At 64.1% G+C, this 20,970-nt stretch carries 18 protein-coding genes; 11 read left to right on the top strand and 7 right to left on the bottom strand.

All coding sequences use genetic code 11. The features are described 5' to 3' along the window. Positions 1-70 precede the first annotated feature (70 nt). Positions 71-616 carry a LuxR C-terminal-related transcriptional regulator gene (locus tag AC1DRP_RS22300; protein WP_476769569.1) on the top strand — a complete coding sequence of 182 codons (546 nt, stop codon included), beginning with the start codon at positions 71-73 and terminating at the stop codon, positions 614-616. Positions 617-1,202: 586 nt separating this feature from the next. Here AC1DRP_RS22300 and AC1DRP_RS22295 read toward each other — a convergent pair. From AC1DRP_RS22295 to AC1DRP_RS22265, 7 genes are all read right to left on the bottom strand, one after another. Further along, the gene (locus AC1DRP_RS22295; RefSeq protein WP_476769582.1) at positions 1,203-1,409 is read right to left on the bottom strand and encodes a hypothetical protein; all 207 of its coding nucleotides are present in this window, start codon (positions 1,407-1,409) and stop codon (positions 1,203-1,205) included. A gap of 290 nt (positions 1,410-1,699) precedes the next feature. Then, positions 1,700-2,668, bottom strand: coding sequence for a M14 family metallopeptidase (locus tag AC1DRP_RS22290; RefSeq protein ID WP_476769568.1), 969 nt, complete (start codon positions 2,666-2,668; stop codon positions 1,700-1,702). 76 nt (positions 2,669-2,744) lie between these two features. Beyond that, positions 2,745-3,950, bottom strand: a complete 1,206-nt coding sequence (locus tag AC1DRP_RS22285; RefSeq protein ID WP_476769567.1) for an NAD(P)/FAD-dependent oxidoreductase — start codon at positions 3,948-3,950, stop codon at positions 2,745-2,747. Positions 3,951-3,953: 3 nt separating this feature from the next. Continuing rightward, positions 3,954-5,072 carry an ABC transporter ATP-binding protein gene (locus AC1DRP_RS22280; RefSeq protein WP_476769566.1) on the bottom strand — a complete coding sequence of 373 codons (1,119 nt, stop codon included), beginning with the start codon at positions 5,070-5,072 and terminating at the stop codon, positions 3,954-3,956. Beyond that, positions 5,069-7,036: a dipeptide/oligopeptide/nickel ABC transporter permease/ATP-binding protein gene (locus AC1DRP_RS22275; RefSeq protein WP_441508818.1), complete on the bottom strand. Its 1,968-nt coding sequence runs from the start codon at positions 7,034-7,036 to the stop codon at positions 5,069-5,071. The genes AC1DRP_RS22280 and AC1DRP_RS22275 overlap by 4 nt, the downstream gene beginning before the upstream one ends. Next, positions 7,033-7,959, bottom strand: a complete 927-nt coding sequence (locus AC1DRP_RS22270) for an ABC transporter permease (RefSeq protein ID WP_476769565.1) — start codon at positions 7,957-7,959, stop codon at positions 7,033-7,035. The genes AC1DRP_RS22275 and AC1DRP_RS22270 overlap by 4 nt, the downstream gene beginning before the upstream one ends. A gap of 24 nt (positions 7,960-7,983) precedes the next feature. Next, complete coding sequence (locus tag AC1DRP_RS22265; RefSeq protein WP_476769564.1) at positions 7,984-9,219, bottom strand: ABC transporter substrate-binding protein; 1,236 nt, start codon at positions 9,217-9,219, stop codon at positions 7,984-7,986. A 232-nt stretch (positions 9,220-9,451) separates the two neighbouring features. Between AC1DRP_RS22265 and AC1DRP_RS22260 the strand changes: the two genes are divergently transcribed. The 10 genes from AC1DRP_RS22260 to AC1DRP_RS22215 all read left to right on the top strand — a co-directional run bounded on the left by AC1DRP_RS22260 (position 9,452) and on the right by AC1DRP_RS22215 (position 20,900). Then, positions 9,452-10,357 carry a LysR family transcriptional regulator gene (locus AC1DRP_RS22260; protein ID WP_476769563.1) on the top strand — a complete coding sequence of 302 codons (906 nt, stop codon included), beginning with the start codon at positions 9,452-9,454 and terminating at the stop codon, positions 10,355-10,357. A 156-nt stretch (positions 10,358-10,513) separates the two neighbouring features. Then, complete coding sequence (locus AC1DRP_RS22255; RefSeq protein WP_476769562.1) at positions 10,514-11,413, top strand: LysR substrate-binding domain-containing protein; 900 nt, start codon at positions 10,514-10,516, stop codon at positions 11,411-11,413. Positions 11,414-11,625: 212 nt separating this feature from the next. Further along, positions 11,626-12,594: an ABC transporter permease gene (locus AC1DRP_RS22250; protein ID WP_476769561.1), complete on the top strand. Its 969-nt coding sequence runs from the start codon at positions 11,626-11,628 to the stop codon at positions 12,592-12,594. Between the two features lie 4 nt (positions 12,595-12,598). Continuing rightward, positions 12,599-13,546, top strand: coding sequence for an ABC transporter permease (locus AC1DRP_RS22245; protein ID WP_441508812.1), 948 nt, complete (start codon positions 12,599-12,601; stop codon positions 13,544-13,546). Between the two features lies 1 nt (position 13,547). Continuing rightward, positions 13,548-14,630, top strand: coding sequence for an ABC transporter ATP-binding protein (locus AC1DRP_RS22240; RefSeq protein ID WP_476769560.1), 1,083 nt, complete (start codon positions 13,548-13,550; stop codon positions 14,628-14,630). Next, complete coding sequence (locus AC1DRP_RS22235; protein ID WP_476769559.1) at positions 14,623-15,645, top strand: ABC transporter ATP-binding protein; 1,023 nt, start codon at positions 14,623-14,625, stop codon at positions 15,643-15,645. The genes AC1DRP_RS22240 and AC1DRP_RS22235 overlap by 8 nt, the downstream gene beginning before the upstream one ends. A gap of 27 nt (positions 15,646-15,672) precedes the next feature. Further along, positions 15,673-16,785, top strand: a complete 1,113-nt coding sequence (locus tag AC1DRP_RS22230) for an NAD(P)/FAD-dependent oxidoreductase (protein ID WP_476769558.1) — start codon at positions 15,673-15,675, stop codon at positions 16,783-16,785. 57 nt (positions 16,786-16,842) lie between these two features. After that, complete coding sequence (locus AC1DRP_RS22225; RefSeq protein WP_476769557.1) at positions 16,843-18,585, top strand: ABC transporter substrate-binding protein; 1,743 nt, start codon at positions 16,843-16,845, stop codon at positions 18,583-18,585. Between the two features lie 76 nt (positions 18,586-18,661). Continuing rightward, positions 18,662-19,750 (top strand): NAD/NADP octopine/nopaline dehydrogenase family protein, encoded by a 1,089-nt coding sequence (locus AC1DRP_RS22220; RefSeq protein ID WP_476769556.1) that lies wholly within the window; start codon positions 18,662-18,664, stop codon positions 19,748-19,750. 46 nt (positions 19,751-19,796) lie between these two features. Then, positions 19,797-20,900, top strand: coding sequence for an NAD(P)/FAD-dependent oxidoreductase (locus AC1DRP_RS22215; protein ID WP_441508807.1), 1,104 nt, complete (start codon positions 19,797-19,799; stop codon positions 20,898-20,900). Positions 20,901-20,970: the final 70 nt, after the last annotated feature.

Below are 20,970 nucleotides of genomic sequence, written 5' to 3'. Positions count from 1 at the left end.
CAGTCACCGTGCTTACCTAGGCAACCGGCATTCCCCCGGAATGCGGTTGGTCTCGTGCCGGGGAGGAAAGATGAACTACGAGGAACTGTTCGTTCGACTGCCGGTGTCCTGCGCAGTCCTCTACAAGCGTGTCATCGTCGAATGTAACGCGCTGTTTTGCGAGATGTGGCGCGGCACGCCGGACGAGATCAAGGGGCAGTCATTCGCCGCATTCTACTCGTCGGTCGAGGAGTTCGAGCTGCGAGGCCGGCGGATCGCTCCCATCCTCGCCGAGCAGGGCTTCTATTCAGACGACTGGCTGATGAAGCGCTGCGACGGCGAGAATTTCTGGTGCCGTGTCAACGGGGCGACGCTCGACCGGGGCCAGCCCTACGATCGCGTAATTTGGACGTTCGTGGATCTGAGCGTCGCGGCGGCGCCCGGGGTTTCGTCCAGCCATCGCCTCACTTCGCGCGAACGAGAAGTCGCGAAGCTGCTCTACGAAGGCTGCAGCAGCAAGGACATTGCGCGGACGCTGCAGATCAGCCACCGGACCGTCCACATCCACCGAGCGAATCTTTTGAAGAAATTTGGCGTATCAAGTACCGTCGATCTGCTCAAGGTTCTTTCCATATAAGTGGCTTGCACCGGTAGATCGCGATCAAATCCACTTCGACAGTGCGCCATTTGCGGACCTCCGCGGCATGCCCGAAACCGGATGTCCCCCTGAGCGACATGTTAGACCTTTCAGGCCCCGCCAGCGCGGTTACGAAGTTGCTCTTCGCATGGTCCACGAAGGCCCGGACCCGATGGCCTCTACACCTACGTGCATGGGGTGCTTCGGCACGAGGACGACGAGAACGGTGCGTGGTCCTGGTGGATCTCCCGGATGATGCGGCGGCGCTCGGCGGCGTTCAGGTACTTGCGCCCGCCGAGCGTGCCGTGAAGCGAAAGTCCCTGGGCGTTATGCATCGAGGCGCCCTCCTTGCCTCCCCCCGACGCAACCGTATTGCCCATAAGGTTCCAGCCTTGCGACCGATTTCGAGTATCGCGGGAGGATTATGGCTTACAACCGTCCGCGGGCGTCGTGTGATGGCGACCCAGACCTGGAGCGAGACCCACGTGCAGGGGTCCGGCTATGCCGCCATGCCGCCATGCCGTCATGACGTTATGGCCAATGGCACTACGTCTGTTTCGAGCCGCGCAGCAGACATTCAACTCTGTCAACGCCGAGGTCCGGTATGGGCCGAGGCTGTGTGCAAACGCGCTGACGGCGTTTGAGCGGCGAGCGGCGTGAACGCGTGACGAGATCGGGCGCAGGCGCGGATCGCTTCCATCAGCGACTTGGCACCGATGATGGCGATGACGCGTTTGAGGTTATAGGCGAGGACGTGGAGCCCGATCTCGGTCTTCTGGCCTGCGGTTCGCAATCCTCGCTCCTGAGTGAGCGCATGAAGCTGAATGGCCCCAATTGGCTTCCTCCCGAGCCCTTCAGGGGTTTGGGTGCAACGGCCCAGATCGCCTGGGAACAATGGCTTGCCGGAGCGGAACGCTGATCCGGTGCGCGATACCGCCCCTGCAGGGACGGGCGGCATCGTGGGCAGGGGGGCGCTGAGGACGATATGGGGGCCCAAGCTCCGTTCGATCCATCGGATCGAAGCGGGCGACAACACTCGGCCCGCCAGATCGCTCCGCTACGTCCGGCAGGCCGAACGTCGGCTTATCCTTTGATCGGCGTACCTACATTGCCGATCAACTGCTTAGCCGACACGTAGGCGTGCTCCGTCTGGCGCAGCACATAGCCCGGCATCGGACTGAGGATCTCCTCCGGGGCGCTGCGCGCTCCTGCCGTCGGATGCAGCAGCGCCACGCGCTGGCCCTTCGTGACCTCGTCACCGAGCGCGACGAGATGTTCGACGAGGCCCGCTCGCGACGCCAGGTACTGGCCTTCCGGCCCGGCCGTGAAATGCACGCCGGCGAAGGGGAGGGGCTCCAGCATCGGCTTGATCGCGCCGAAATCGGCCAGCGCGCGCAGCAGCCCTTCTTCCATGATCGTTAACTCGGATGATTTCATGCGCCCGCCGCCACCCTCGACCTCGATGGAGGCCAGATCGGCAAGTTTCGCGGCGCCGCAGGCAGTTTCGTCGATTCCGTCGACATGCTGCACGAAACGATAGCCCCATGCCTCCATCAGGCGGTTCAGGCGGGCGTCGTCGACGGTGCTTTTCGCCGTCGTGAAGCCGAAGACCATGGGCACGACCGAGACATCGCTGCCGCCGGCATGGACGTCGATCAAAAGGTCGACAGCCGGAAACAGCACTTCTGCGGCGAACGCGCAGAGCCGCTCGGTTGGCGTGCCGTCGGCCTTGCCGGGGAAAAAGCGATTCATGTTCTGTCCATCGATGGGCGAGAGGCGCTTGCCCTTCTGTGAGGCGGGGAAATTGAGGGACGGCACGATGATCACGCGCCCGGTCACGTCAGCGGGTTCGAGCCGCTCCGCAAGTCGCCGCAGGACGATCTGCGCCTCGTATTCGTCACCATGGATGCCGCCGCAGAGCAGGACGGAGGGGCCCTTGCCGTTATTGATGCAGCAGACGAAATCACCGGTGACGCCGTCGAGGGCACCGGCGATCGGCCCGAGATCGTAGTTGAACTTGCCGGGGCGGGTCGCGTCGAATTCAGGAAGCATAGCCGTGTCCTTCCGACCGACAGGGACAGCAAGCCAAGGCTGTACCCGTCGGCGCTGGTTTCAGATGGATGGTGGTTCAGGCGGCGGCGCGGCCGAGCGGCGCGGCGGCAAGCATCGCGGCCGGCTTGTGAAACCGCGCCGGGGAGAAGGGCTCCAGGACCTCTGGCTTCACGCCGGAGATCAGCCATTCCGTGAAGAACTTGGTGAACCCCAGCGAGATCGCGAAGCCATGGCCGGACCAGCCATAGCCATAGATGGTGTTGGCCAGGCCCTCCGCCTGTCCGATCAGCGGAATGTGGTCGACGGCGACGGTATCGACCCGCGACGCGTCCGCCTTGAGGAAGGTCGAGTTGTCGATGAAGGGCAGGGTCAGGATCGCATCGGTCACGTTCTGCGTCATGGCACTCAGCGAGCCTTTCCAGAGGCCCTCCGGTGTATGGGCGACATGGGCGCCGCCCGACAGCATGATCGTTCCATCCGGGAGTTGCTTGACCGCGAGGCGCCGATGGGCGTGCGAGAGAAGATGATTGACCGTCTTCTTCAACGGGTTCGAGACGTAGTGCATCTGCGGCATGAGGTTCCAGACCGGCCCGAGCTCATGCGGCTTGAGAACAGGCTTCAGCAGCGTCTCCGCGCCGGCATTGGCGACCACCACCAGCCGCTCTCCGACCGGGACTATCTCGCCGTCGGCGAGCTTCACGGCGGTGGCGACCCCGCGCGCATGCAGGATCTCGACGACCTTGGCGCCCGTGCGGATCACCGCTCCGGCCTTCGTCGCCTGCGCTGCGAATTGCAGCGTTGCGAATGTGTGGTCGCCGACGCCGTCATTGGGGCAGTAGATCGCGCCGATGATACCGGGGGCGAGCTCGGGTTCCCGAGCCAGCGCCTMATCGCGCGTCAGGACCTGCGAAGGCGTACCGAGCCGCGCCTGTGCGGCGGCGTTTGCCGCCATGCGCCCGAGCACTTCGTGTTCGCGATGGCCATACGAGACGTCGTAGACCTGCAGGCCACCGAGGCGGCGGAACCCGACACCGCCCTCGAAACTCTCCTGATAGTCGCCCCAAAGCTTCAGGGCGACGGCGCAGATGGGCAATTCGCGCAGGTCGCGGCCATTGGCGCGCACGCCGCGCTCGCCCGGTCCGCCGGAGGCGCCGCCGGCGATTTCGCCGGCCTCGAGGAGCGTCACTGTCTTGCCGGCGCTCGCCAGTTGATAGGCCAGGCTCGTGCCGTAAATGCCCCCGCCAACGATGACGATTTCGGAGGCATTGCTGTGATCGGACATCGATCAGTTCCTTATGTTGCTTCGGTGGTCAAAGTCGGGGAGGCGTTCATCCGCGAAGTGACAGGTCGCGGTGCTGCGGCCTCCCGGCGCAGGCAGGGATGGTGGAGGATCCTCGGCGCAGGGACGTGGCACGCGTCCATCGGCGGTTTCGACGACCGTGGTCGCTCCGATGGCGAGCCGCCGCGCCAAGGGGCAGCGTGTGTGGAAACTGCAGCCCGGCGGAATCGCGAGCGGGCTCGGAATCGAGCCCTCCAGCACCGGCGCTGGCCGGTCGCGGGAGATCGGGGCGGAGTGGCCGGCGATCGCCATCAGGCTTTGCGTATAGGGGTGGCGGGGTGCGCCGCAGACCTCGCCGACATCGCCTTGCTCGACGAAGCGGCCGAGATACATCACGCCGACGGCATCGGCCATATGTTCGACCAGGGCCAGATCATGCGTGATGATCACGTAGGTCAGAGCAAGCTTGGCCTGAAGATCGGCCAGGAGATTGATGATCTGTGCCTGGACCGAAACGTCGAGCGCGCTGACCGGCTCGTCGAGGACGAGCACCTCCGGCTCGCAGATGATTGCTCGGGCGATGGCAACGCGCTGGCGTTGTCCGCCGGACAATTCATGCGGGTAGCGCCCCAGATGGGCCAGGTTGAGACCGACCAGCCCAATCACCGTCTTGATCCGGTCGAGCTTGGCTGTGCGTTCGCGATGGAGCCCGTGCACGGTTAGCGCTTCACAGAGCGTATCGAACACGGTCATCCGCGGATCAAGCGAGGCCCTCGGATCCTGCAGGACGAGCTGAACCTTGCGGCGCATCGTGCGCAGGCCGGCTGAATCTAGCGTCGAGAGCGGCACGCCATCGATCGTGACCTCGCCCTCGGTCGGTCGCAGCAGCCCGACGACGAGCCGTGCCAGCGAGCTCTTGCCGGAGCCGGATTCTCCCACGATGGCGAAGCAGGTTCCGCGCTGGACGCGGAATGAAACCCTGTCGACGGCCCGTACCACAGGCGCCGCCACACCGCTCAGAAAGCGCCGCCTGCCACCGAAATGCCGGCTGACATCCGCGACTATAACGATGTCGTCGGTGTCGGTTCCGGGGACGCGAGGTGGGAGTGGGAAGGGCGCGTTCATCGCGTTGCCTCCTCGGCAAAGACGCAGGCCACGTCGCGGCCGGCGACGGCCCGGAGACCAGGCTCGCTTGAGGCGCATTCCGCCCGGTTGGCGCTGCGCTGGCAGCGGGGACGGAATGAGCAGCCCGATGGCAGGCGACCGATCAGCGGCGGCTCGCCAGCGATGGTCCGCAGATGCCGGCCTCGGCCTTCGCTGCCACCCGGCGCCGACGCGCGCAGTGCCTGAGTATACGGATGGAGCGGTCGCTCCAGCACGCTCGCAACATCGCCGCTTTCGACGAGCCGGCCCGCATACATCACCGCAACGTCGTCGGCGAAGCGCGCGACCAGGTTGAGATCATGGGTCACGAGCAGAATGGCCATGCCACGCTTCTTCTGGATCTCGGTCAGCAGGACGAGGATCTGCTGCTGGATCGTCACGTCGAGCGCACTGGTCGGCTCGTCGGCGAGCAGCACTTCGGGGTTCTGAGCAAGGGCGATGGCGATGACGATGCGCTGCTTCATGCCGCCGGAGAACTGGTGCGGGTACATGTCGAGCCGGCGCTCGGGATCGGCGATATTCACGTCGCGCAGCAGTGCAATGCAGCGCTGCCGCACGGTCTCCGAGTCGAGCCGGGAGCCGGCCGTGACCGCCTCGGCGAGCTGGTTGCCAATGGTGAGCACGGGGTTCAATGCGCTTGCCGCATCCTGGAACACAATGCCGACCTTGCGGCGTCGCAGATCGCGCAGGGCGGCGGGGCCGAGGCCCAATGCCGGCTCGCCCCCGATGCGGATAGCGCCTGCCGTAATCGCAACTTCCTGCGGATTGACCAAGGTGCCGACTGCCCTCAGCAGCGTCGACTTGCCGGAGCCGGATTCACCGACCACCGCCAGAGTCCGGCCCGGCTTGATCGCGAGATCGACACCGCGCACAACCTCGAGAAGGCCCTCGCCCGTGCGGTAGGCGATGCGCAAGCCACGAACTGAAACGGCCAGGTCGGTCGCTTTCTCCGCGGATTGCTGCTGCGCTTCGCCTGGCGGAGGGCGGCGCCGCAACAGGCTAAGAATCGGAGGCCTGCGGGCGACACGCCGGCTCGTCGGATCGTAAATCGTACGCAGAGCGTCTCCGAGCAAATTGAAGGCTAGCGCCGAGACGGCGAGGAAGAGCCCAGGGAACGTCGCGAGATAGGGATGGCTGCGAATATAGGAGCGGCTCTCCCCCAGCATCGTTCCCCATTCGGGGAAGGGCGGCTGGGTGCCGAGTCCGAGGAAGCCGAGGCCCGAGGCGGAGAGCAGGGTCGAAGCGAACAGCAAGGTCGACAGCGTCAGAAGCGTGCCGGAGATGTTCGGCAGCACATGGCGCAGGATCACCCGCACCGGATTGGCGCCCAGCGCGATCGAGCCTTCGATATAGGGCTCGGCGAGGATGCTGAGTGTCACCGCCCTTGCCGTGCGCGCAAAGACCGGGATCGCAACGATGCCGACCGCGATGATGACGTTCTGCATATTGGCGCCGAGGATCGCGACGACCGCCAGCGCAAAGACGATATCGGGGAAGCTCAGCATGACATCGATGGCGCGCATCACCGCGGCTTCGATCCAGCCCCTCCGCCAGGCGGCGAGGACGCCGAGCGGCACGCCGACCAGAAAGGCCACGGCGACGCCGCCTACTCCGATGCCCAGCGTCGCACGGGCGCCGACCAGGACGCGGCTGAAAACATCGCGGCCGAGCTGGTCGGTGCCGAACCAATGCGCGGCGGAAGGTGGCCGCAGGGTCTGGGCGAAGTTCTGGCGAAAGGCATCCTGAGGCGCCAGCATAGGCCCGAAGATCGCGAGCAGCAGGTAGAGCGTGACAAGCGTCAGGCCTACGACGCCTTTCGGCTGTGAAAGGATGCGTCGCAGCAGCAGCCAGCGCGACTGCGGTGCAAAGGCGTCAAGGGGTGCCGCTCTTTCAGGTGCGGAGAGCACGTTCGGCATGATGCTCATGTCGCCCGCTCCTGCTCGCGCGTGCGGGGGTCGAGCCACTGGGTCAGCAGGTCGGTGACGAGATTGATGATCACGAAGAAGAACGCGAACATCAGGATGGCATACTGGATCACCGGATAGTCGGCGCGGGAGACCGCATCGACGAGCAGGCGACCGACGCCTGGAATGCCAAACACGGTTTCGGTGACGACCGAGCCGCCCAGCATGCCGCCAAACTGTACGCCGGCGACGCTGACCGCAGCGATCAGCGAATTGCGCAGCGCATGGAACAGGACGACGCGGGTCTCGCTGAGCCCCTTGGCCCGGGCGGTATCGAGATAGTCCTTGCCCATCGATTCCAGCAGGCTCGTGGCGACGAGGCGGCTGAACATCGCTGCCGGGCGCGTCGCGATGACGAGGATCGGGAGGACGAAATGGGCAGGCGTCGAGGCGCCGGCCGCGGGCAGCCAGCCGAGATTGACCGCGAAGAGCCAGATGCAAAGCAGGCCCAGCCAATAGATCGGCATCGAGATGCCGGCGAGCGTGAGCACCGTGATCGCAGCATCGGCGAGCCCGCCCGGCCGCATGGCGCAGACGATGCCGGCAATCGTGCCGACGACAAGACCGAGTGCGAGCCCGCCGATCGAGACGATCAACGTATTCGGCAGCCGCTCCGAGAGCTCGACGACGACGGGGCGGTGCGTTCGGAAGGACGTCGCAGCGGATGGATCCCAGATGCCGCGCAGAAACTGGCCGTACCGCGTGAGAAGCGGCTCGTTCAGGCCGAGGAATTTGCGGATGCTCTCGATCTCTTCGTTCGAGGCGGTCGGCCCGGCGAGGATCTGGGCCGGATCGCCCGGTATCAGGTCGACGAAGAGGAAGACGAGCAGGGAAACCGCAAAGAGCGTCGGCAGCGCGCTGCCCAGGCGTTTGAGAACGAACATTGCCGCTTCTCCGCTATGCAAGCCTCACTTCAGCGTGACCTTGTCGAAGACCAGCGTCTCGTTCGGCTGGATMGCCAGACCCTGAACGCGGTTGGCTACGCCCAGCGCCTGGGTCTGGTACCAGAGGAAGAGGAAGGGCTGGTCGCTCCAGACAATGTTCTGGATCTCGCCATAGATCTCCTTCTGCTTTGCCGGGTCGGTCGCCATGCGTCCCTCCTTCAGCAATGCATCGACGCGCGGATTTGTGTAGCCGGCTTCAGGGTCGAAGGCGATCGGCGGGAAGGTCTTGCGCAGTTCGTCCTGAGTGCCTGGGCCGACCATGCCGACGGATGGTGTGCCCAGTCCGCCAAGAATTCCCTTGGTGATGCCTTCACGATCGATCGCGAGGTTCAAGGCCTTGCGCACGCGCGGGTCGGCGAGCGGCCCGCGCAGCACCATCTCCATGTTGATGGAGAACATGCTGGGTGGGTTGATGACCTTGGCGTCCTTCAAGGCATTGATCGCCGGCATGGATTCAGGTGGTACGCGTTCGACGACATCGACGCTCCCGGTTTCCAGAAGCGCCATGCGGGAGCCGTCTTCGGGAACGACAGTGAAGTCGATGGCCTTGAGCGTCGCCGGATAGTCGCCGGAATAGGAAGGGTTGGGGACGAGCCTGAAGCCTTCGCCACCGATGAATTTCTCGACCATGTAAGGGCCGGAGCCGATGGGCTTTCGGCCATATTCTGCGCCCATGGCCTGCAGCGCCTTGACGTTGACGATGCTGGCGGCCGTGTTGGACAGCAGCATCAGGATATGCCCGTTCGGCTCAGCGAGGTGGAACTCGACGGTATCCTCGCCTACCGCTTTGATCGTCCCGAGCGAGGCATAGAGGCCGCGATAGATCGAGCCGGTCTTCTCGTCGAGCATGCGGTTGAAGCTTGCCGCAACGGCCTCGGCGTTCAGCGGGTCGCCGTTGCTGAATTTCCTGCCTGTCCGGATCTTCACCGTGAAGACCTTCCCATCGGGCGAGAAGGCATGGTCTGTCGCAAGATTCTTCTGGACGTTGTTCTGCGGATCGAGCCGGAAGAGGCCCTCCATGACGGCCAGATCAACCGCATTCCCGACCGGAAGATCATTGAAGGCGGGATCGAAGGTAGCCGGGTCCGCACCGACCGCGATGCGAAGGATGCCGGCCGGCTGCGCCTGCACCTGGAGGGCCATGATCGACACGCCGGCGGAGAGAGCGGCGACGTAGCAGGATCGACGAAGGTTGCGCATGTTCGACTGTTCCCCAAGCTCGCAAAGATATCGTTCCATGACGGCGCAGCCGGGCGAATGCCCCGCCTAACGCTATGGAGGGATTGCTGTTTTTGCTTCCTTGGTCGCTTTCGCGCCGCGATTGGATCGGGCGCAGCAAAGTCAGCGACGGCCTTTAGAGAACCACACGCATTGATCTGCCTCAAATTCATAATTATGCGATGTATATGAACTGAGGTTATGGCGAGGCCGCATGAATTATCGGCAGGTGGAGGTTTTCAAGGCGATCATGGACTCCGGCTCCATTACGGAGGCGGCGACCATGCTGCGGATCTCGCAGCCGGCGGTCAGCAAGGCGCTGAAACTGCTCGAAGACGAACTCGGGTTGCGGCTCTTCTCGCGAACCACGAAGGGGATCGCTGCAACGGAAGAAGCGCGGGCGCTCTACACGGAAGTCGAGCGCACCTATTTCGGTATGCAGAATCTGGCGCGCTTCGCCGCTAGTCTGCGCGACCGCAAGCAGGGCCGCATCGTGGTCAGCACGATTCCAGCGCTGGGGCTCGCCTGGCTCCCGGCCATGGTTGCGCGGTTTTCCGCAGCCCATCCGGATGTCACCATCTCGCTGCAATCCAGCAATTCCACCGACGCCGCCCGGCTTGTCGGTACTGGCGAGATCGATCTCGGCATCGCCCAGCTGCGAAGCGAGGAATACAATCTGTCGCGCCGCAAGCTGTTCGACCTCGAAGGCGTCATCGCCTTGCCGGAAAGGCATCGATTGACGAGCAGGTCGGAAATCAGGGCGGAAGACCTCGCCGACGAGGCCATTGTCGGGCTCGGATTGGATGACGAATTCCGGCGCCGGCTATCCCAGGCGCTCGATGGCGCGAGCGTGCGATACCGCTCGATGATCGATGCAAGCCTGGGCGTCACGGTTTGCACCCTCGTCGCCGCAGGATGTGGCGTGGGCATCGTCGACAGCGAGGCCGCTCGCACCCAGGCCGGGAAGGGGCTTGTGTTTCGTGCGTTCAGCCCGAGGATACGCGTGCCGATCTATCTGTTCCGCCAGCGCGGGCGCCCCACCAGCAAACTGGTGGAGGCGTTCAGTGCCAGCTTGTTGCCGCCGGCGCCCTTTCGAGGGGGCGATCGCGGGGATGACTGACGGCTGCATCCTTCAGGCTTCGTCGTGCCTGACTATCGGCTGAGCCGGGTTTTGGCTCTGCATGGGCCGGGCAAGGGTCGCAGTTTGGAATCGACAGGGTGCGCGGACGCACGGTGATCTCGGGTTTCTCAATCACGAGCAAGGAGCGGGGCATTGATGAATCTCAGGCATGTCGAGCTTTTCCGTCACATCATGAAGTTCGGAACGCTCACGCAGGCGGGCGAGATCATGGCCATCTCGCAGCCAGCGGCGAGCAAGATGCTCTTCCAGCTCGAGAGGTCGACGGGGATCACCCTGTTCCAGCGCACCAAGGGACGGCTCAAGCCGACGCGCGACGGCGAACTGTTCTTCGCGGAGGTCCAGCGGACCTGGGAAAGCATCGAGCGGCTTGAACGGATGTCGAAGGACATCAGTCAGATGCGCTTCGGCCGCCTCAATCTGGGCGTGAAACCGGCGCTGGCCGGCACGCTGATGCCGCCGCTGATCGCGCGTTTCCGCCGCAAACACGAGAATACGACGATATCGCTGCACTCGCGCAGTTCCGAGCGCGTGATCGAATGGGCCATTGCCGGGCAGATCGATCTCGGCATAACCAATACGTCGACGCCGCATCCCAATGTCGCGTGCCGCGTCATGGCGCGCATACCTGGCGTCTGCATCGTTCCGGAACAGCATAAGCTCGCGGGGCGCAGCGACGTGCGGCCTGAGGATTTCGACGGAGAGGATTATGTCTCGATCGGCGCGATCGAGCGCAGCACGATCATCGAGAAGGCTTTTGATGCTGCCGGCGTGCGGTTGCGGATCATGATCGAGGCGCCGATGGCGCATTTGACCTGTGCTCTGGTCGCGAACGGGGCGGCTGTCGCCATCGTCGACGAGATCAATGCGCTGGCCTTTCGCGGCCGCGGCCTCGTCGTGAAGCCCTTTCTGCCGGAGATCTCCTTCCCCGTCTGGCACCTGCGGCCCCTCAGCCTGAGCAGCTCCTCCCTTGCCGAGGCCTTGACCCGCGATCTCGAGGACGAATTCGAGCGGCTTGGCTATCGGGCCGAAGCTTAAGCACCGCTTGGAGGCTGGGCCGGTCGAAGGCCTAACTCATAACCTGAAGGAATGAACTAGCAAAAACATATTCTTTGACGGCCTATTTTTCGGCCCATACGCTCCTTGTCATTGACGTAGATCAAACAGAAACCGCCAGTTCCATTCGCGCCTAACAACGCTGTGGAGCGAATGAGATCTGCTGTCCCGTTGACTTGGAGAAATATTCGCCGATGCGGATTTTCGTCTTCCTGACGAGAAGAATGATCTTTGCAGCCCTGCTGATGCTGGGCGTCAGTGCGGCGATCTTCTTTCTGGTCAATTCGATCGGCAACCCGATCGAATTGATGATGGCGGAAACACCCGGCATGACCGGCGAGGTGATCGATCGGATGAAGGCCTATTACGGGCTCGATCATCCGCCGATGACGCGCTACCTGCTCTGGCTGAGCCGGATCGTCCAACTCGATTTCGGCACCAGCATCGTCTACAACCAGCCTGTCGGCTCGCTCATCCTGACCTGGGGTTGGCAGACCCTCAAGATTCAGCTTCCCGCGATCCTGATCGCCCTTGCGGTCGCGATCCTGTTCGGTGTCACGGCGGCGCGCCGACAACACTCGCGCTCCGATTTCGCGGTGATGGCCACGGCGCTGCTGGGGCAGTCGCTGCCAGCCTTCTTCCTTGGCATCCTGTTGATCTTCATCTTCTCGTACAGCCTGGACTGGCTGCCGAGCTACGGCGCCTATTCGACCCGCAATCCTCTCTGGGGCAGCCCGACGCTCGATGCGCTCTGGCACATGGTCCTGCCGGTCGCGATGTTGACCTTCTTCAACACCGCGACGCTGACGCTCCTGATGCGCTCGAATATGGTCGATGTGCTGAAGAGCGACTTCATCGCGGCGATGCGCGCGAGTGGCATCCCCGAGCGGCGCGTCATCTATGTGCACGCACTGCGCGCCGCCTTCATCCCGATGCTGACCTATTTGGGCCTCCTGATTGGCCTGATGCTGGGCACGGCGCCGGTAACCGAATCCGTCTTCACCTGGCCGGGGCTCGGATATCTCTACATCTCCGMGATCCATCAGCTCGACTATCCCGTCATCATGGGGGCGAGCGCGGTCATCGCCTTCATGCTGATCTGCACCACCCTGCTGACGGACGTCATCTACGTCTTCATCGACCCCCGCATCAGCCTGGAGTGAGCATGTGAGCGATCAGACGATCACGGCTCATCCGCCGTCTTCCGCAAGGCCGGCCCGCCGTCCGGTCAAGGGCATCTGGCGGCAGGGCTGGCAGCGCTTCGCCCGTAGCCGCACCGGCATGCTCGGACTCATCCTGGTCCTCCTCGTCGTCGCGACCGCCGTCATCGGGCCATTCATTGCGCCCTTCGATCCGCAGGACCAGAGCCCGATGATCGACCCCGGTGCAAAGGCGCCGCCGAGCTGGGTCCACCCGCTGGGGACGGACCGCATGGGCTATGATGTCGCCAGCCGTGTGATCTACGGCGCGCCGACGGCACTTGCCGTCGGGCTTGGAGCCATGTCGATCGCCTCGCTGATCGGTGTTCTGGTCGGCGGCGTTGCCGGCTATCGCGGGGGCACCACGGATGAGGTGCTGATGCGCTTCACCGATTTCTTCCTCGTGATTCCGATGTTTGTCGTCATCCTCGCCGTCATTCGCCTGCTCGGCGTGGCGGTCGTCAACACGCCCTTCGAAAGCGTGCCGTATCTCAATCTCGGCGTCATCATCCTGCTGATCGGCGTCTTCTCCTGGGCTCCGATCGCTCGGATGACGCGTGCCGAGTTCCTGCGGCTGAAGAACCAGGAATTCGTCGAGGCTGCGCGCTGCATCGGCGCTACTTCGGGCGATATCCTCTTCCGCCACATTCTTCCGAACGCCTTGCCATCCCTTGTCGTCATCGTGGCGCTCGGCATCGGCGGGGCCGTGCTGGCGGAGGCGATGATCGGCTTCCTCGGTTTCGGCGATCCGGCCGCGGTGAGCTGGGGGCAATTGCTCTACTTCAATTACGAGGCACTGAAAGTGGCTCCCTGGGCATCGCTCAGCCCGGGTGTCGCCATCTTCATCACGGTGCTCGGCTTCAACCTTCTGGCGGACGGCCTGACCGATGCCTTCAACCCACGGGCGAAGCGCTGAGATGTCGAGCCTCGCCACCCCAAAGCCAGTCGCCGCCATTTCGATCGACGATAGCAGCGTGCTGACGCCGCCTGTCCATGACCTCGTCCGCGTCGAGAACCTGCGGATTCAGTTTCCACCCTGGAATGCGCCCGTTCGCATCATTGAGGATGTCAGCTTTCAGGTCCGCGCCGGCGAGACGATGGGCATCGTCGGAGAATCCGGCAGCGGCAAGACCCTGTCGAGTCTCGCGATTCTGAACCTTCTGCCGCCTCCCGCACGGATCACCGGCGGCCGCATCATGTTCGATGGCGAGAACCTCGCCGCGAAGTCGCAGGGCGAGATGCAGAAACTGCGCGGGCGCAGGCTCGCCATGGTCTTCCAAAACCCCGGCTATTCCCTGAACCCGCTGATGACGGTCGGCGCGCAGCTCGGCGAGATCCTGAAGGTTCACGAGAAGATGCCGCGCAGCGTTGCTCTGCAGCGGGTGGAGGAGTTGTTTCGCCTCGTCGGCATCACCGACCCCGGCTCGCGCCTGTCGCAGTATCCGCATGAGATGAGCGGCGGCATGAAGCAGCGTGTCTGCATCGCCCGTGCTCTGCTCTGCAACCCGGCGCTCGTGCTCGCGGATGAGCCGACGACGGCGCTCGACGTCACGATCCAGGCCCAGATCCTCGATCTCTTCGAAGACCTGAAGGCGCGGTTCGGCATGTCGATGATCTTCGTCACGCACGACATGGGCGTCGTGGCTCGCATCGCCGATCGGATCACCGTCATGTATGCGGGCCAGGTCTGCGAGACGGGCGACAAGCACGCCATCTTCGCACGGCCCTCGCACCCCTACACGCAGGCCCTTCTGGCAAGCACGCCGCGCATCGACCGGCGCTACGCAGTCGATGGTGAGGGGCGTCGCGAGCGCTTGCCCACGGTCGGGCGCGCCGTCGCGCCCGGACAATCACTCGGTGGCGGTTGCCGCTTCGCCGGGCGCTGTCCCGAAGCCGCGCCGGAATGCTCCCGGCTGGTGCCCCAGGCCGCAGCGATCGAGCCAGGCCGTGTCGTTCATTGCCTGAAGCGCGGCAGCGCCGGAGTGGCCAGCCATGATTGAGCCGACCCCGAATGTCCGCCCACGCAGCGTGCCACAGCCCCTGCTGACCGTTGACGGGCTGGTGAAGAGCTACCCGTTGCGCCGCCGCGGGCTCTTCCGCCAGAAGGTCACCGGGGAAATCCGCGCGGTCAACGACATCAGCTTCAGCGTGGCGGCCGGGGAGACGCTGAGCATCGTCGGCGAAAGCGGCTGCGGCAAGACGACGGCGGCCCGCGCGATCCTGCACCTCGTCKAACCGACTGCCGGTGCGATCCGCCTCGGCGACACGGATATCCGGGCGACGTTCACTCAGGATCGGCGGCCGGACGTGCTCGCGCTGCGCCGTCAGATGCAATACGTCTTCCAGGATCCCTATCTTTCACTCAATCCGCGCTGGAGCGTCAGGCAGATCCTGACCGAGCCGCTGCGCGTCCATGGTCATGCCCCGAAGGAGGACTGGGACGCGACGGTGGAAGGTCTGCTGGAGCGGGTCGGGCTGCCGCCGGACTATGCCGATCGCTATCCCCACGAATTCTCCGGCGGGCAGCGCCAGCGCATTGGGATCGCGCGCGCTCTGGCGGTCGAGCCGCGACTGCTGATCTGCGACGAGCCCGTCTCCTCGCTCGACGTCTCGGTGCGGGCGCAGGTCCTGAATCTGCTGGCGGACCTGCAGGAAGACCTGGGACTCTCCTATCTCTACATCTCGCACGACCTGAGTTCCGTGCGCTTTCTGAGCAACCGCATTGCGGTGATGTATCTCGGCAATCTCGTCGAGATCGGTGAGGTCGACGAGATTTTCGCACGGCCGCGCCATCACTACACCGCTGCCCTGATCTCGGCGATTCCCGTGCCTGATCCCTCAAACCAGGCACAGCGCCAGGCGATCCAGGGCGAAGTCCCCAGTGTTGTCCGGCGACCGTCCGGCTGTGTCTTTCACACCCGCTGCCCCGCCGCACTGCCTGTCTGTTCCCAACAGATTCCGCCGCTGTCCGCACCGGACGGCACCCACGCCTTCGCTTGCCACAACCCGCGCTGAGAGCGGGGAGAGACCATAGGAAACGCCATGATGAATGTTATCGTCGTCGGAGCCGGAATTGTCGGCAGCTCCATCGCCTACCGCGTCGCCCAGGGCGGTGCGAAGGTCACGGTCCTCGAAGCCTCTCGCGTCGGCGCCGGAACATCCGGAGTGAGCTTCGCCTGGACGAATGCGAACAACAAGACGCCGCGCCCCTATCACGACCTGAACGTCGCAGGCATGCGCGCGCATGCCGCGTTGAAGGATGAGTTCGGCTCGACACCCTGGTTCCATCAGAGCGGTAGCCTGGAGTGGCGCGTCGATCCGGCGGAGATCGCCGCTCAGGCGAAGAAGGTCGAGCGGCTGCGCGAGTGGGGCTATGCGGCGGAGTTTATCGACAAGAAGCGGCTGCAGGCGCTTGAGCCGGAGCTGGCAATCGGCGCAGTTTCGGACAAGGCTCAGATCGTATTCTGCCCTGAAGAAGGGTGGGTGGACCCTGTCCAGTACGCCGGAGCCATGCTGCGCGCTGCCCGTCAGCGCTATGGAGCGGCGCTGAAGACCGGCGTGAAGGTGACCGGGGTAGAGACCCGCAATGGTCGTGTCGTCGGCGCTCGGGATGATACGGGCGCTGTCCACGCAGCCGACCTCGTCATCAACTGCACCGGGCGCTGGTCCAACGATACGGTGAGCGAGACGGCGCCGAATGTCCCGCTCGCTCCGACCGTGGGCTTCCTCGTCTTCACGCCTCCGGTCGGTGTCGATCTGCGCCGGCCCTTCCATGCGCCCGACGTCGATGTCCGTCCGGACGGGGCAGGCCGCATGATGATCCGCAAGGACTCGCTCGACGACCGTTTCGCCGAATTGGAAAGCCGTCTGCCGGATTGCGAGGAGGCGAAGATCGCGCTCGCAAGCGCAACCGAGCTTCTGCCCGGCTTGGCAGGCGTCGAGGCCGAAGCGGTGCGCACGACCGTCAGACCGATCCCCGCCGATGGGCTCTCCACCGTCGGACCGGCCCGCGGCGTCGACGGCTACTACGTCGTCGTGACCCACAGCGGCGTGACGCTGTCTCCCTTCCTCGGCCAGGCCGTCGCCGACGAGGTCCTGCGGGGCAGGGAGCGTCCGGAACTGGCGCAGTTTCGTCCTTCGCGCTTCCAGGCCTGAGTGCCGGACGCTCTCGGCCTGTTCATTTCGCACCACCAAGAAACAAGGGGAAAATCGATGTCCAGGAAATCGACGCGACGCGATGTGCTGAAATGGTCCGGAGCCGGAGCGGCCGCGCTCGCGGCCGGTGGGATACCGGAGGGGGCGCTGGCCAAGCCGCCCTTCTTCAAGCTCTACCTGATGATCTTCAACAACCTCCAGTCGCGCATGATCTGGACGGACCTGATCGGAAAGCAGTTCGCCCGCCTCGGCATCGATATCGTGTCGAGCTACCAGCCGCCTTCGGTCGTGATCGCGCGGCGCGCCAATGACAGCGGCAAGACGCATGTCGATGGYGGCTGGGACATGTATTCCGAGCGGATTTACTACAGTGGGCTGGTGCCGCTGCCCGAGACGCTCTTCCACAGCAAGAATTTTCCGCCGAACGGGCAGAATTACTATCGCATCGCCGACAAGCAGATCGACGAGGCGATCGAGAAATACTCGCGCTCCGTCACGCCGGCCGACCGCAAGGCGGCGATCACCGCCTTCATGAAGCGCTGGTACGAGATCGAGCCGCTCCATGTCGTCTTCTATCCGGAAGAGGTGATCATCACGAATCCGAAGCTGAAGGGCATGGAATCGACGACCTACAACCCGGTCTTCTATCCGCGCCCCGAGAACTGGACGATCGAGGGCGCCACTGGCGACGTCACGGCCACTTTCGCGTCCTGGCAGCCGCCGAGCCAGCTCATCCCGATGTATGGCAGCGGCTACAACGAGGCCAATATCTTCGGCCCCGTCTACAACGCGCTGTTCGAATACGACAGCTGGGCGAACAAGAAGCTCGTCCCGGCGCTGGCGGAGTCAGTGAAGACCTCCGACGACGGCAGGACCTGGGTATTCACCCTTCGCAAGGGCGTGAAATGGCATAGCGGCGAGGAGTTCACTGCCGAAGATGTCAAGTTCACCTGGGATACGGTGATCGACAAGACCTATGCCAGCGTCTTCCAGTCGCCCCTCGAGACCGTCCTGGGCAGCAAGGATGCCTACAAGGTAAGCGGCACCCACGAGATCACCGTGACCTTGCGGGAGCCGAACGTGATGTTTCGCGATTTCGTCCTGCCCGTCATCGCGATCATGCCGAAACACGCCTATCAGGGCCTCAAGCCCGAGGAGCTGCGTGGCCATGTCATCAGCACCTGGCTCGGCACCTTCCCGGTCAAGACCTCCGACGGCAAGACCTTCGAGGCCAAAGGCGGTATCGGCACGGGGCCCTGGATTCCGCAGGGTTTCGATCCGGCCCGCAAGGCTTACAAATACATCAAGAACGATAGCTACTGGAAGAAGACCGAAGGCAATGTGAAAACCTTCTACGTGGTCAATATCCAGGGCGCCGACGCTGTTCTGAGCGCGATCAAGGCCGGCTCCATCGATGCGCATGATCCGATGTACGACGTCGGCGGGCTGCTCGAGACGATCGATCCGTCATGGGGCACCGTCAATCGCTTCGATTCCTATAAGTGGATGCAGACCTGCTTGAACATGAACCACCCGGTCTTCGGAACGGGCGTGGAAACCCCGCTCGGCAAGCAGGATCCCAGCCGTGCGGCGGAAGCTGCGGCCTATGTCCGCAAGGCCATGAGCCACATGATCCCGCGCGAGCAGATCATCAAGAACGTTGTTGCCGGTTTCGGCAAGCCCGGCACGGTGCCAATTCCCTTCACCTCCGAAGATTATGACCACGATCTGCTCAAGCCGATCGCCTACGACATGAACCTGGCCAAGCAATATATGGAAAAGGCCGGCTACAAATACTGAATTCAATGCCGTCGTCAGCGCCGGGCTCGTCGGCCCGGCGCTCCAGAAGCCTCTAGTACTCCCAAGGAAACAAACGATGCGTGTCGCAATACTCGGTGCGGGCTCGATAGCCTATGGCAATGCTGCGCTGCTCGCCTCCCTCGGCCATGAGCCTGTGCTGTGGTCGCCCTCAGGCAAAACCGGGCAAAGCATCGTCGCGGGCAAGCCACTAGCGGCGACTGGCTCGCTCGACGGTTCGTTCAAGGTCACGATGGCGACCAACGCGGGTGATGCGATCRCCGGCGCTGACGCCGTCCTGCTGGCCTTGCCGGCCAATGGCCATCGCATGGCGATGGATGCCGCCGCTCCCCACCTTGCCAGCGGTCAGATTGTCATCATCAGCTCGCACACCTCGTTCAGCGGCCTCTATATCGCCAAAAAGATCGCGGAGCGCGGGCTCGATATCCCTGTCGTTGTCTGGGGAACCACTGTGACGGCAGGGCGCCGCACCGGGGACGCGAGCGTGAACGTCTCGACGATCCGTTCCAAGGTCGATATCGCGACCATCCCTGCCTCGGCTGGCGCACGCGGGCTGCAAGTCTGTCAGGAACTGTTCGGCGACCGCTTCGTCGAGCGCTCCGACGCACTGGCGATTTCTCTCTCCAACCTCAATCCGCAAAACCATCTCGGCATCGCACTATGCAATTTCACGCGCATGGAGCACGGCGAAACCTGGGGCCAGAACGAAAACAATACCGACTCTGTCGGCCGCCTGCTCGAAGCGCTCGATGCTGAACGCCTCGCGATCGCCGAGGCGGCCGGCTACAAGGTGCGCACCATTCGAGAGCACTATAACCTCTCCTTCCATGTCGAGCCCGGACCGGTCGGCGAGATGGCCCGCCAGCTTGCCGCACGCGGCAATGGCGGCAACGGCCCCGACAGCATCGACACGCGCTATGTGCTGGAGGATGCGCCCTTCGGCCTGCATCCGACCGTGCTGCTCGGCAAATTGACCGATCGGCCCGCCACGCTGCACCAGGCTGGCATCGACGTCTTCTCGGCACTTTATGGCCGCGATTTCGCGAGCGAGAACGACCTGCTCGACGATATCGGGCTCGAGACCATGTCGCTGGCCGAACTCAAGACGCTGGTTCGTGACGGCTGGTCCGCGTCGCAGGCGAAGTAGTTCCGGCGCCATCCCAATCGCCCCTTATTCGATCGGAAATACGGTTATGCCTGAGATCATCGTTGTCGGTGCCGGCGTCCTGGGGACGTCGGTGGCCTATCGTCTTGCGCTCGCGGGCGCGAAGGTCACCGTGCTGGAGGCCACGCGCGTCGGCGGTGGCACCTCCGGCATCAGCTTCGCCTGGACGAATTCCAGCAATAAGGCGCCGCGCCCCTATCACGATCTGAATGTCGCGGGCATGCGGGCGCATGCGGCGCTGAAGGACGAGTTCGGTGCGACGCCGTGGTGGCATGCCGGCGGCCGTGTCGAATGGCGCGACGAGGAGGGGCGAGACGAACACCGCGCCAAGGTGGCTCGCCTCCAGGAATGGGATTATGGCGTCGAATGGATCGATCGCCAGCAGCTGCTTGAACTCGAGCCCGATATCGATCCTGCCGCGGTGGGCGATGCCCCGGTCGCCTGGTATCCGGAGGACGGATGGCTCGATCCTGTCGTCTACTCCCATGCGATGATGACCGCTGCACGCCGCAAGGGCGCGCAGTTGCATACCCAAACGAAGGTTACCGGGCTGCTTGTGCAGGGCGGCAAGGTCAAGGGTGTGCACACCGAGGCGGGGGACACCCTGATGGCCGATCTCGTGGTCAACTGCACCGGGCGCTGGTCGAACGACACGATTGCCGGAACGGCCCCGAATGTGCCGCTGGCGCCGACTGTCGGCTTTCTGGTCTTCACGCCCCCGGTTCCCGCATCGATCCAGCGTGTCGTGGCCACACCTGTTTGCGATTTTAGGCCGGATGGCGCCGGCAGGCTTATGGTGCACTGGGGGCCGGCCGATGCCTTGGTTACCCCCGAAATCACGAACCGTCCTGGCCTCGACCAGGCGGCGGATCTCGTCGCGCGCCTGACACGGATCCTGCCCGGAATCGCGCCGGTGAAACCGGAAGCGAGCCGCGTCACCCAGCGTCCGATTCCCAAGGACGGCCTCTCCGCCATGGGCCCCGTACCGAACCTCGAAGGCTACTATGTGATGGTCACCCATAGCGGCGCGACGCTTTCGCCTGCGCTCGGGGCGATGGCGGCAGACGAGATAATGAGCGGCAAACCGCGCCCCGAACTCGCCCAGTTCCGGCCGGCCCGGTTCTTTCGCTAGTGGATGGAATCTAACGCTTGGTGCCCACGCCTGACGGCAGCGATGATTTTGTCGGGGTCAGCGGTCCAGG

It is taken from the genome of Allobosea sp. 01N443, from assembly GCF_056399325.1.
The sequence above is the reverse complement of the archived record's forward strand: the minus strand, read 5'-3'. Positions and strand labels throughout refer to the sequence as shown.

Bases quoted from the DNA above. Each gene is read 5' to 3' on its own strand.
- AC1DRP_RS22270 (WP_476769565.1), bottom strand. From the start codon at position 7,959: ATGTTCGTTCTCAAACGCCTGGGCAGCGCGCTGCCGACGCTCTTTGCG.
- AC1DRP_RS22260 (WP_476769563.1), top strand. From the start codon at position 9,452: ATGAATTATCGGCAGGTGGAGGTTTTCAAGGCGATCATGGACTCCGGC.
- AC1DRP_RS22275 (WP_441508818.1), bottom strand. From the start codon at position 7,036: ATGAGCATCATGCCGAACGTGCTCTCCGCACCTGAAAGAGCGGCACCC.
- AC1DRP_RS22230 (WP_476769558.1), top strand. From the start codon at position 15,673: ATGATGAATGTTATCGTCGTCGGAGCCGGAATTGTCGGCAGCTCCATC.
- AC1DRP_RS22290 (WP_476769568.1), bottom strand. From the start codon at position 2,668: ATGCTTCCTGAATTCGACGCGACCCGCCCCGGCAAGTTCAACTACGAT.
- AC1DRP_RS22300 (WP_476769569.1), top strand. From the start codon at position 71: ATGAACTACGAGGAACTGTTCGTTCGACTGCCGGTGTCCTGCGCAGTC.
- AC1DRP_RS22215 (WP_441508807.1), top strand. From the start codon at position 19,797: ATGCCTGAGATCATCGTTGTCGGTGCCGGCGTCCTGGGGACGTCGGTG.
- AC1DRP_RS22280 (WP_476769566.1), bottom strand. From the start codon at position 5,072: ATGAACGCGCCCTTCCCACTCCCACCTCGCGTCCCCGGAACCGACACC.
- AC1DRP_RS22255 (WP_476769562.1), top strand. From the start codon at position 10,514: ATGAATCTCAGGCATGTCGAGCTTTTCCGTCACATCATGAAGTTCGGA.
- AC1DRP_RS22240 (WP_476769560.1), top strand. From the start codon at position 13,548: ATGTCGAGCCTCGCCACCCCAAAGCCAGTCGCCGCCATTTCGATCGAC.